8 protein-coding genes are annotated in these 12,223 nt (G+C 60.5%); 1 reads left to right on the forward strand and 7 read right to left on the reverse strand.

The window, feature by feature from the left end:
* The first annotated feature begins 145 nt into the window (after positions 1 to 145).
* Positions 146 to 2,296 carry a 5-histidylcysteine sulfoxide synthase gene (gene ovoA / locus L972_RS14440; protein ID WP_047439078.1) on the forward strand — a complete coding sequence of 717 codons (2,151 nt, stop codon included), beginning with the start codon at positions 146 to 148 and terminating at the stop codon, positions 2,294 to 2,296.
* Between the two features lie 79 nt (positions 2,297 to 2,375).
* Here ovoA and L972_RS14445 read toward each other — a convergent pair whose 3' ends face one another.
* From L972_RS14445 to ebgR, 7 genes are all read right to left on the reverse strand, one after another.
* Complete coding sequence (locus tag L972_RS14445; protein ID WP_047439079.1) at positions 2,376 to 3,326, reverse strand: bile acid:sodium symporter family protein; 951 nt, start codon at positions 3,324 to 3,326, stop codon at positions 2,376 to 2,378.
* Positions 3,327 to 3,619: 293 nt separating this feature from the next.
* Positions 3,620 to 5,065, reverse strand: a complete 1,446-nt coding sequence (locus L972_RS14450; RefSeq protein WP_047439081.1) for an amino acid permease — start codon at positions 5,063 to 5,065, stop codon at positions 3,620 to 3,622.
* 166 nt (positions 5,066 to 5,231) lie between these two features.
* A complete protein-coding gene (locus tag L972_RS14455; RefSeq protein ID WP_026080427.1) occupies positions 5,232 to 5,570 on the reverse strand; it encodes a tRNA-binding protein in 339 nt (112 codons plus the stop codon).
* Between the two features lie 76 nt (positions 5,571 to 5,646).
* Entirely contained in the window at positions 5,647 to 7,092 is a 1,446-nt protein-coding gene (locus L972_RS14460; RefSeq protein ID WP_047439083.1) for an amino acid permease, read from the reverse strand.
* A gap of 102 nt (positions 7,093 to 7,194) precedes the next feature.
* Complete coding sequence (locus L972_RS14465; protein WP_047439086.1) at positions 7,195 to 7,650, reverse strand: beta-galactosidase subunit beta; 456 nt, start codon at positions 7,648 to 7,650, stop codon at positions 7,195 to 7,197.
* A complete protein-coding gene (gene ebgA / locus L972_RS14470; protein WP_047439091.1) occupies positions 7,647 to 10,721 on the reverse strand; it encodes a beta-galactosidase subunit alpha in 3,075 nt (1,024 codons plus the stop codon). Before ebgA ends, L972_RS14465 begins: the two co-directional genes overlap by 4 nt.
* A 321-nt stretch (positions 10,722 to 11,042) precedes the next feature.
* Positions 11,043 to 12,008 (reverse strand): transcriptional regulator EbgR, encoded by a 966-nt coding sequence (ebgR, locus tag L972_RS14475; RefSeq protein ID WP_005342046.1) that lies wholly within the window; start codon positions 12,006 to 12,008, stop codon positions 11,043 to 11,045.
* Positions 12,009 to 12,223 lie beyond the last annotated feature (215 nt).

Below are 12,223 nucleotides of genomic sequence, written 5' to 3' on the forward strand. Positions count from 1 at the left end.
ACTATGCTGACAGCCCGTAGAAGTTTTTAATTGCCCTGCCGGTCTGTTGAGCCAATAGTGGTACTTCGTGCGTACCAAGCTCTCCATTGCGGTAATGTCATTACCACTGTCTTGTCAGTCTTCACTGCCAACAAGGAGCCAGAGCGTGACCCAAGCAAGCCCTCTCTATGCCACCGCCACCGGTCTGCCGGAACCGACTCGCACCCCGCTGCTGACCGGCAGCGATCCCGAGCAGAAACGGCGCGAGCTGCTCAGCTACTTCTGCCAGACCTTCGATCTCTACGATTCGCTGTTCGACTGTCTGGCCGATGAGCGCGCCTGGTTCAACAAGGCGATCCCCCTGCGCCACCCGCTCATCTTCTACTACGGCCACACCGCCGCCTTCTTTATCAACAAGCTGCTGGCGGCGCGCCTGATCGATCAGCGGCTGGATGCCCGCATCGAGGCCATGGTCGCCATCGGGGTGGACGAGATGAGCTGGGACGATCTGGACGAGACCCACTACGACTGGCCCAAGGTCAGCGAGCTGCGCAGCTATCGAGCCAAAGTTCGTACGCTGGTGTGCGATTTCATTCGCCAGATGCCGCTCACCCTGCCCATCGACTGGCAGAGCCCGGCCTGGGTGATCCTGATGGGGATAGAGCACGAGCGCATCCACCTCGAGACCTCCAGCGTGCTGATCCGCCAGCTGCCACTCGCCTGGGTGCGACCGCAGCCTTATTGGCCCGCCTGTACCGAAGCCCGCCGCCGCATTGATCAGGTGCCCGCCAACAGCCTGCTGCCGGTGGCCGGCGGCAAGGTGCGCCTTGGCAAGCAGGACGCCACCTACGGCTGGGACAACGAATATGGCGAGCGCCAGATCGAGCTGGCCCCGTTTCAGGCCAGCCGCATGCTGGTGAGCAATGCCGAGTACCTCGCCTTCGTCCAGGCGGGCGGCTACGGCCAGCAACAGTGGTGGGATGAGGAGGGATGGGGCTGGTGCCAGTACGCCAGGGCGCAGATGCCCACCTTCTGGGTGGGTGACCCCGCCGAGCCCGAACAATTGCAGCTGCGGCTGATGACCGAGCAGATCGCCATGCCATGGGACTGGCCGGTCGAGGTAAATCAGCTGGAGGCGGCTGCCTTCTGTCGCTGGAAGGCGGCCCTGACCGGACTCCCCATCCAGCTGCCGAGCGAGGCGGAATGGATGCTGCTGCGCGAGCAGCTACCCGGCGATCAGCCGGACTGGACGGAGGCCCCCGGCAATATCAATCTGGCCCGTTTCGCCTCCTCCTGCCCGGTGGATGCCTGCCCGCAAGGGGAGTTCTTCGATCTGGTGGGCAATGTCTGGCAGTGGACCAGCACCGCCATCGATGGCTTCGATGGCTTTAAAATCCACCCGCTCTACGACGACTTCTCCACCCCTACCTTTGATGGCAAGCACACCCTGATCAAGGGCGGCAGCTGGATCAGTACGGGCAACGAAGCGCTCAAATCATCCCGTTACGCCTTCCGGCGTCACTTCTTCCAGCATGCGGGTTTCCGCTATCTGGTCTCCCGTTATCAGGAACCCGTTATCGTGAATCCCTATGAAACCGACACGCTCGTCGCTCAGTACCTCGACTTCCAGTACGGCCCGAGCCACTTCGGGGTCGCCAACTACGCCAAGACGCTTGCTGATCTTGCTGGCGAGCTGTGCAGCAACCACCAGCGGGCACTGGATATCGGCTGTGCCACCGGCCGCGCCAGCTTCGAACTGGCTCGCCACTTCCAGCATGTGGACGGGGTCGACTACTCGGCCCGCTTCATCGATGTGGCGCTGGCACTCGCCAGCCAGGACAGCTTCCGCTACGCCATTCCGCTGGAGGGTGAACTGGTGGAGTATTGCGAGGCACGCCTGTCGAGCCACGGGCTGGGGGCGAGTCAGGCTGAGCGCATCCACTTCAGTCAGGGGGATGCCTGCAACCTCAAACCCAAATATGACCACTACGATCTGGTGCTCGCCTCCAATCTGATCGACCGGCTGCGGGAGCCCGCCCGCTTCCTGCGGGATATCGCCCCCCGGCTGCGCAGCGGTGGCCTGCTGGTGCTCACCAGCCCCTATACCTGGCTGGCGGAATATACCCCGCCCGCCAACTGGCTCGGCGGCATTCGTGAAAACGGCGAGGCGCTCACCACCTATCAGGCGCTGCAACGGCTGCTGGCGGCGGAGTTCGAGGAGCACTGCCCGCCGCGGGATGTGCCCTTCGTCATCCGCGAGACAGCCCGCAAATATCAGCACACGGTGGCGCAGCTCACCGTCTGGCGCAAACGCTAATCCGCCGATCGGCATGCAGATGAGAAGAGGGAGGCCAACGGGCCTCCCTCTTGTTATGGCAATAAAAACGGCGCGAGTATCAATGCCCCTGCTCGTGATAGCGGCGGGCCAGCACGGCGCAGACCATCAGCTGGATCTGGTGGAAGATCATCAGCGGCAGCACCATCACCCCGACGCTGGCGGCCGGGAACATGACGTTGGCCATCGGCACCCCGTTGGCCAGACTCTTCTTGGAGCCGCAGAAGACGATGGTGATCTCGTCCGCCTTGTCGAAGCCGAGGCGGCGGCTGATCCAGACGTTCCAGCAGAGCACCAGCGCCAGCAAGATGCAGCTCAGCAACACGATACTGGCCAGATCGTACCAGCCTACTTGATGCCAAATCCCCTGCACCACCGCCTCGCTGAAGGCGACGTAGACCACCAGCAGAATGGAGCTCTGATCCAGCTTGCCGATGAGCGGGCGATGGCTATCGACCCAGCGACCGATGAGCGGGCGCGACAGGTGGCCCACCACGAACGGCAGCATCAGCTGCATCATGATGGACTGAATGGAGTGCCAGGTGTCGATCCCCTCCCCCTGCACGTGGATCATCATCCCCACCAGCACCGGCGAGAGGAAGATACCGAGGATGCTGGAGGCCGAGGCGCTGCACACCGCCGCCGACACATTGCCCCCCGCCATCGAGGTAAAGGCGATGGCCGACTGCACGGTGGCAGGCAGGGCGCAGAGATAGAGGAAGCCGAGGTAGATGGCCGGGCTCAGCCAACTCGGCACCAGCGGGGTGAGCAGCAGCCCGAGCAGCGGAAACAGCACGAAGGTGCTGAGCATCACCACCAGATGAAGCCGCCAGTGACCGAGGCCCGCCAGCAGGTTCTGGCGCGACAGCTTGGCGCCATGCATGAAGAACAGGAGCGCCACCGCCAGCTTGGTCAGCAGACCGAACCAGACGGCTACCTGCCCCTCACAGGGAAAGAGGGAGGCCAGGGTGACCACCGCAATCAGCACAACAGTAAAGGGATCCAGACGCACGAAAGGTCTCCATCAGAAGGGCATCCTGCTGCCATGGCGACAGTCAGGATTGGGGAGGAAAAGAAACAGAGCGGGAGATGTCTGGCACCTCCCGCTAAAACGAACCTCCAGCTTACCCCGATAACGAAGAGGCGCAACGTTGTGCAGCGGTTAATTGTTCATCAATGCTTAACGCCTTTACTTTATCGAATAGCGGAAGTTGCTGACCCGCGGCCAGATAGCGCCAAACCGGGGCTAAATGGATAAAAAAACGGGCGACCCAGGCCGCCCGTTCCACTTTTTCGCCCAGCCGATCAGCGCTGGCTGACCAGCTTGCCGCTGCCGGTTTTCTTCTCATTGCCGGCGAGCTTGCTGGCCTGCCGCTTCTCGAAGCGGGAGATCCACCAGTAGGCCAGCGCCGAGAAGACCGCTGTCATAAAGACGTTGATGAAGAAGGCACGTACCAGATCCACTCCGGCCGGGAAGGCAGAAGCGCTCATGCTCACCACGAAGATGGCAATCAGCACCGACACCACGCCCATCCCGAACTTGCGCGACCCCATGCGGAAGTCACGGGGGGTGTCGTCATGTTTCCAGCGAAACACGAAGTAGGCCACCATGATGAAGATCGGCGGCAACATGGCGGTGCCGGCGGTGAGGTTGATGGCGGTGTTCATCATCTGCTGCACCGACTCGGAGCCGAAGCCGTTGACCACCAGCATCGCGAACACGAAGACAAACTGCCACCAGGCGGCGCGCACCGGCACGCCGTGCTTGTTGAGCTGGGTGGTCTTCTCGCCGTAAACCCCCTGCGGGATCTCGGAGAAGTGGATCTTCACCGGCGCCGAGGTCCACATCATCATGGAACCAAACATGGCGATGAACAGCACCACGCCGACGAAGCGGCCCACCAGCGCCTCGGAAAGCCCGAAGTACTGGGCCATGCCAGTGAAGATCTCCACCATGCCGCCGGCATAGGTGAGGCTCTCGCGCGGTACGAACACGTTCACCAAAAGGGAACCGACCGCATACATGGCACCGATGACGATGCCGGCACTGATGATCACCTTGATGAAGGACTTCTGGCCGCCCTTCACATCATTGAGGTAGGCCGCTGCAGTCTCGGCACCGCCCGCCGCCTGGAAGATCCAGCACATGATGCCGAGGGTCGCCCAGTTGACGGTGGGAGTCATCGCCTCCAGCGTGATGGGCTGGGCCGGCACATGATCGCCACTCAGAGCCATCAGGGCACCCAGCACATAGATGGCGAACAGGGCAAACACCCCATAGGCCACTATTTCGGCAATCTTGCCAAGCCAGCTCGCCCCCTTGGTGGAGATATGGGTCGCCGCCGCAAACAGCACGATGGAGATGATCGAAGTGACCATGGGCGAGAAGCTGTACTCATAGCCCAGCATGGCGTAGGAGGCGTAGGCGATGACGTTGGGTAGCAGAGAGACGAACCAGAACAGGTTTACGAACCAGTAGAGAAACGAACCCAGATAGGCCATCCGGGTGCCGAGCGGCTTTTTCAGCCAGTCGTACATCCCCGACTCGGAGTTTTTATTGGCCGAAACGAACTCGGCGATGATGAAGACGAACGGAATGAAGTAGACGATGGTCGCCAGCAGGAAAATGGGGGCGGAGCTGAGCCCCAGCTCGATGTTGTTGTTGACGATGTTGCGCACGTTGAACACGGCGGCAAAGGTCATCGACAACAGGGCAAACTTGCCTATGGTGCCGCGTACGGATTCAGACATGGTGTCCTCCTGTGGACTCGCGCTCCCTGCGGGTAACGCGGTGACTCTGTGATGTGTTCGGCAAGGGTCTGTCGGCCCCGCGCTTTACTCTCTTGTTATGATCGGGCCGCGTGGACGGCCTCGTTGGTGAACCGGTGCAGTCTCCCGCACCGGCTCGCAATACCAGTCAGACGATCGGGGTGCCCGGCGCCATCGGCACCCGCGGTTGCAACAGTACGCTCTGGCTCTCGTCCGGGGTCTCGGCGCAGAGCAACATGCACTCGGAGCGCTCGCCGCGCATCCTGGTGGGCTTGAGGTTGGTCAGTACCACCACCTCGCTGCCCATCAGCTCCTCTTCGCTGTAGTAAGGCACCAGACTGGTGACGGTCTGCAGCGGCCGCTCGCCCCCCACGTCGATCTGGACGATGTAGAGTTTGTCTGCCCCGGGGTGGCGCACCACCTCCAGCACCTTGCCTACCTTCATCTCGACCCGTTTGAATTCGGCAAACTCGATCGTCTCGCTCATGCTCTTTTCCTTTTCTGGTTCAACGGTTTGCGGGTGGCCAACGGCCACCCGGTTTGATTGGTATTCAATGCCGTGCTTATGGCGTCTGCATGGCAACCTGCGCCGTCGGCTGGGCCTCTTTCGCGCGCGCTTCGGCGCTGAGGGAGGCCTCGTATCTGTTGTATTTCCACCAGGCGAAGCCGAGGAAGATCACGATCCCGCCGACGTTGTAGAAGATGATGGTCATGATGTCGGCGCCGGTCGGGAAGGTGGAGGCGAGGAAGCCCACCGAGAAGATGGCGATCAGCACCGACACCACTGCGATGCCGGTGGTGCGCGAACCCATCCTGAAATCCCGCGGCAGGTGATCGAGCTTCAGACGCAGATTGAGGTAGGCCAGCATGATGAACAGTGGCGGCAGCATGGAAGCGGCAGCGGTCATGTTGATGACGGTGTTCATCAGATCCTGAGCGGTGTTGGAGCCCAGGGTCGGGATCACCATCAGCGGCAGCACGATGAGGTACTGGATCCAGGCTGCACGGGCGGGTACGCCGTTCTCGTTCAGCTCGACCGTCTTCTTGCCGAAGATGCCGGCCGGAATTTCGGAGAAGAAGATCTTCACCGGGGTCGCCGTCCACATCAGCAGGGAGCCGAACATGGCGGTGAAGGAGACCAGACCGACGAAGCGGTTCATCAGGATCTCCGGCAAGCCGAAGTAGGCTGCCAGCCCTTCAAACACCTGCACCGAGCCGCCGGTATATTTCAGGGTACCGCTCGGCACGAACACGTTGATCAACAGCGAGGCGATGGAGTAGAGCACGCCGATAAAGATCCCGGCGATGATGATCACCTTCACGAATGACTTGGAGCCCCCCTTCACGTCATTGACGTAGACCGCCACCGACTCGGCGCCACCGGCTGCCATAAAGATCCAGGGGATGATGCCGAGGAAGGCCCAGCTGAAATCGGGGATCATGGCCTCTACCGTGATGGGGTCGGCCGGTTGCACACCGCCCACCAGTGCCGCACCTGCCAGCAGAATGTAGGAGAGGGTCAGCAGCAGCATCAGGGACGAGGTCACCGAGGTGATGGGGCCGAGCATCTTGGCGCCGTTGGTGGAGACATAGGTGGCAAAGGCGAACAGCACCATACTCAACGCCGTGGTCGCCACCGGAGTGAGAATGTACTCGTAGCCGAGAAAGGCATAGGAGGCGTAGGCAATAACCCGCGGCAGCAGCGAGGTGAAGAAGAAGAGGTTCACGAACCAGTAGGTGTAGGCGGAGATAAAGGCCCAACGACCGCCGAGGGAGCTCTTCACCCAGGCATAGACGCCCGCTTCGGAGTTCTTATTCAGTGACACAAATTCCGCAATGATCAGGCAGAACGGAATGAAGTAAAAAATGGTGGCCAGAAAGAACATCGGGGCCGAGGCCAGACCGATCTCGATGTTGTTGTTGATGACGTTGTTGAAGCTGAATACCGCCGCGAAGGTGAGCGACAGCAAACCGAACTTGCCTATCGTATTCCGTTTGGAATCAGACATGGTGCATCTCCAGACCTTAGTTATTGCCGCGAAAGGGCCGGGCGTGGGTTGTAGGGTGAGCCCCGCCCTTCCGGCTTTTATCAGTGCAGAACCAGCGGCTTGTTATTTGTTCTTGAAGTAGCCGCCTTCGACGGTGACCTTGATGATCACCTTGCGCACCGGCGCATCGCCGACGAACCGGTAAGCCTCGTCGTTCTCGAAGATCACCACCTGACCGTTGCCGACCTTCTGGCGCTCACGCACCTCGCCAGCCAGCCACTCGCGGTCGGTGGTGTCGTCATAGCCCTGCTCGACCCGCAGCTCGCTCTTGGCAGCCCACTCCACCGTCTCTTCCCCTTCCAGGTAGTAGTGGAGGTCGAAGTAGCGGCGCTGCCCCTCGAACAGGGAGGTGGCCGGGCTGGCCCCCTCCTGCAAGCGGTAGGTGAGGGAGTCACCGATGGAGTGGCAGATGCCGGGCTTGAGGTTCGGCAGGTTGTTGATGGCCTCCACGCAGCGGCCCCACTTCTTGCCCTCCCGGTAGATGTTTTTGAACAGGGTCAGGTTGTCCAGGGTGATCATGCGAGGTTCCTCCCGCCGTTGATGGTGAGATCGAGCCCGGCCAGCGCAGCCGGATTGAGGTTGCCACGGGCAATGGGCAGCAGGGTCAGGCCGAAGCTGAACGGCTCGAAGCGCACCCGCCAGGAGTCCAGCACCTCGGAGCCCCAGGAGTTGGAGCCCAGCCCCAGCACCTTGTGATCCAGATTGAGGGTGAGGTAACCGCTCGGCTCCAGCTCGTTGATGTGCTGCGCCCCGTGGATATGCTCCCAGCTGTAGGGCCAGACGCTCAGGTTGATGGGGGCATCGGGCCGCACGTAGAGACCGGCGCCGTGGCGGTTGGTCAGGGTCGCCCAGCGCACCTGCTGGCGGTTGCCGTTGTCCTGCGGGAAGGGGTAGTGCTCCCACATCTCACCGACTGTGCTCTGGAAGCTGTCGATCCAGTTGCTCTGGCGGCTGTCCTGATAGTTCTCGCCCGGGCCCATGCCGTAGTAGTGCACCCGGTCGAGATCCTGACGAATGCCCAGCTCGAAGCCGATCTTGGGGATGATGTCGTCATAGCCGCCGTAGGGCTGACCGGAGAGGGCCACATGCAGCTGACCGTTCGGGCTCAGGGTGTAGACGTAGCGGCAGCGCATGCCGAAGTCGAACACCGGCGGCGCGATCAGGCTCTCGACCGTCACCTCGACCGCCTCGCCCAGCTGACGCCAGCTCAGGGTGCGGAAGTGCTCCTGCATGATCTGCAGGTGGTTCGGGTGCCACAGGCTCTCGTACTCCTGCTTGTGGTTGTCGATCATCGGCTTGAAGAAGGTGAGGTGCGGCGAGCGCTCAATCAGCTCGATACCATCCTGCTGCCAGCTCACCAGCTTGCCGTCGAGGCGCGAGAAGCGCAGGGCAAAGCCGCTGCCACTCAAGGTCAGGTCAAGGCGCTCATCGGCAATCTGCAACGCCGTGGCGTTGGGGTTGGCAAAGGGCTGCAGCTGGCGAGTCGACTCTTTCAGCCGGAACTGGTACTGGCCCAGCTCGTGCTCCGCCGCGCTGTAACGGGTGGCGGTGGCCTTGATGACCCGCAGCTGGACGAAGGTTTCCCGCCCATCAAGTGTGGGCAGTTCGAGCTGCAGCTCGGTGGTGGCTCCGGGGGAAATCCCTTCCAACCGGATTTGCTGGCTGGCCAGCAGCTCGCCCTCGGCCTTCACCTCGACCAGCAGGCGGATATCGTCGAGAGTGGAGAACCAGTAGCGGTTTTCCACTTCCAGCTTGCCGCTCGCCAGATCCAGCGCGCGCACCTTGACCGGGCAGATCACCTGCTTGTATTCACGCAGGCCCGGCCCTGGGGTCTGATCCGGATAAATGAGCCCATCCATGCAGAAGTTGTAGTTGTTGGGGTAGTCGCCATAGTCGCCACCGTACTTGTAAACGGGGCGGCCCTGCTCGTCCTGATCCAGAATGCCGTGATCGCACCACTCCCAAATGTAGTGGCCCTGAATGTGGGGATGGCGGTCGAACACCTGCTGGTATTCGCTGAGGCCACCCGGGCCGTTGCCCATGGCGTGGGCGTATTCGCAGAGAATGCGCGGCTTCGCCATCGGGAACTCGCCGAAGCAGTTCATCTGGGAGACGCGCGAATACATGGTGCTCACCACATCCACCACCTCGGCATCGCGATCCTCTTCGTAATGCACCAGTCGGGTCGGGTCGATCGCCTTGCAGCGCTGGTACATAGCTCTGATGTTGCAGCCGTAGCCGGACTCGTTGCCGAGCGACCAGATGATGATGGAGGGGTGGTTCTTCTGGGCGTGCACGTGGCGCTCGATGCGATCCACGAACACCGGCTCCCAGAAGGGGTCGTCGGTGATGCGGCTGAGATCGCCAACGTTGGCAAAACCGTGGGTCTCCACGTCGGTCTCCGCCATCACGAACAGACCGTACTGGTCGCACAGCTCATAGAAGCGAGGATCGTTCGGGTAGTGGGCGGTGCGCACCGAGTTGAGGTTGTGCTGCTTCATCAGCACGATATCGCGTTCAACACGATCCATGCCGACTGCGCGACTCTTGAGGTGGTCGTTGTCGTGACGGTTCACCCCGTGCAGCTTGAGGTAGTGGCCGTTGACGTAGAAGAGGCCATTCTTGACCTTGATTTCACGCACCCCGACCCGCTGCGGGATCACTTCCAGCAGCTCACCCCGACCGTTGTAGAGGGAGAGTTGCAGCTGGTAGAGGTAAGGATCTTCGGCGCTCCACAGATGGGGATTGGCCAGATCCAGCGTGAAGCGGCAATCACACTTGCCGTCGATGGCGAGATGGTCGAGGGAGCCGCTGGCGATCTCGCTGCCCTGATCCAGCAGGGACCAGACCAGACGGTGATCACGGGCGGGCACACCAAGATTTTCCAACTGGATATCGCAGCTCAGGGTGGCGCTCTGATTGTCATCAGCCAGCGCGGTGCGGATAAAGAAGTCCTGCAGATGGGCGGCTGGTTTGCCCACCAGATAGACGTCGCGGAAGATCCCCGCCATCCACCACATGTCCTGATCTTCGATATAGGTGGAGTCAGCCCACTGCATCACCCGCACCGACAGCAGGTTCTCGCCAACCTTGGCGTAGGCGCTGATATCGAACTCGGCGGTGAGGCGGCTGCCCTTGCTGAAGCCGACGTAGTGGCCGTTCACATAGACCTCGAAGTAGGTCTCCACCCCGTCAAACTTGATGATCACCTGCTCGCCGTCCCAGGCCGTGCTCAGCGTGAAGCTGCGCTGATAGGCGCCGGTGGGGTTGTTGGTCGGCACGAAGGGCACGTCGATGGGGAAGGGAAAACCCTCGTCGGTGTACTGCAGATTGCCGTGCCCTTCCATCTGCCACATGTTGGGCACGGTGATCTGGCCCCACTCGCTCATGGGGCTGTGATAGAAGGCCTCCGGTACCTGCAGGGGGTGGTCGAAGTAGTGGAACTGCCACTGGCCGCCAAGGCTCAGAAAACGGCGGCTCAGCTCGCGCTGCATGGTGGCCGCCAGCGCGTGGTCGGCATAAGAGAAGAAGTAGGCGCGAGGGGCCAGCCTGTTTTCACCAACGAATTGGACGTTTTCCCAGTTATTCACATGTCCTCCCGGAACAAGGCAACGTTAACTGGGTAAACTCTAGATAAATATTTACTAAATATCAGCTTTGGGTTGGTAAAGTTTTAACCTGATCACAATGAACAGATGGTTTTGTGAGCGAGATCAGAAGCGGGAGATAAAGGAGGGCAAGATATGGATGAGTGGCATGGATGTTGATAAGAGTTGGCTGATTAGCAATAAAATCAACTATAAAACAATATGATATGAAGTTACTGGATGATATGGGAAAGAGGTTTGCTTGGGAGAGGTGTCGCACCACCGCAAGATGGCGCGACTAAAAAGCAGAATATTTTACTAAAATCAGCGAGTGGTGCCACGCAGGGTCAACTTGCTCGGCACCAGCACCCGAAGTGGAATATCACGCTCGTCACGCAGCCGTTCGACCAACAGATTGACTCCCTGGGAGCCCATCAACTCGGAGTGGATCCGCACTGTAGAGAGCGGCGGGAAGGTGAACTTGGCAGTTGGAATATCGTTGACGCTGATAAGCTCAATTTGCTGGGGAATCGCCAGTCCCTTCTCATGAATGGCACGCAGCACACCGATGGCGATGGAGTCGGAGGCAACGAACAGCGCCTTGGGCCAATCCCCTGCCAGCATCTCCTTCGCCAACTGGTAGCCGGAAGCGCTGGAGAAATCTCCACGATAGAGGTCGCTCTCCTGCACCACCCCCAGCCGCTGGCCATAATCCCGGAAGGCCAGTTCGCGCAGATCCGGATTCTCATCCTGGCCACCGATATAACCGATACGCTGGTGCCCCTGCGCGATGAAGTAATCGACTACCTGCTGGCTGATCAGGGCGAGATCCACATCGACCGAGTCGAACTCTCCCTGTGAACGGCAGTCGACAAACACCAGCTGGCTGGAACAAGCCCTTAGCTGGACGAGACGCTCGGCTGTGAGGGTACCGACCACCAGAATGCCATCCACGGCGCTCAGTTCGCGCCCTTCACCGCAGTTGTAGAGATGGGTCAGTTCGATATTGAGGCGGGCACTCTGGGTCTCGATGCCATAACGGATAGCGAGATAGTAAGGGTCGTTGACCTCGGTACTCTGGGGATAGGCATAGACCACCAGAAAGTGCAGCTTGCTCTTGTGTACCCCCTTGCGGGCGCTGCTGGTCTTGTACTCCAGCCGTTCGGCAATCTCGAAGATCCGCTGCTTGGTCTCTTCCTTGACGCTCAGGCTGGGATCCTCGTTCAGTACCCGGGATACCGTGGCGAGAGAAACCCCCGCTTCCTGTGCAATTTCCTTCAACGTAGCCATCAATACCTCGCTGGCAGCATCACGTGTTAATCGGCAACGGCTAAAGAGTAACGGGCAATCCCTTGATAGCCCAGCACTTTTACTAAAATGCCGGCGGCAGGGCAGATTTTTGGAACACAGAAATGCAAAAAGGCCTCCCGAATGGGAGGCCTCTTCTAAATAGGTGCCTGACAGTGTCCTACTCTCGCATGGCGAATGCCACACTACCATCGGCG

Origin of the sequence: Aeromonas sp. ZOR0001, from assembly GCF_000801015.1 — a bacterium.
In the GTDB taxonomy this organism is placed as follows: domain Bacteria; phylum Pseudomonadota; class Gammaproteobacteria; order Enterobacterales; family Aeromonadaceae; genus Aeromonas; species Aeromonas veronii.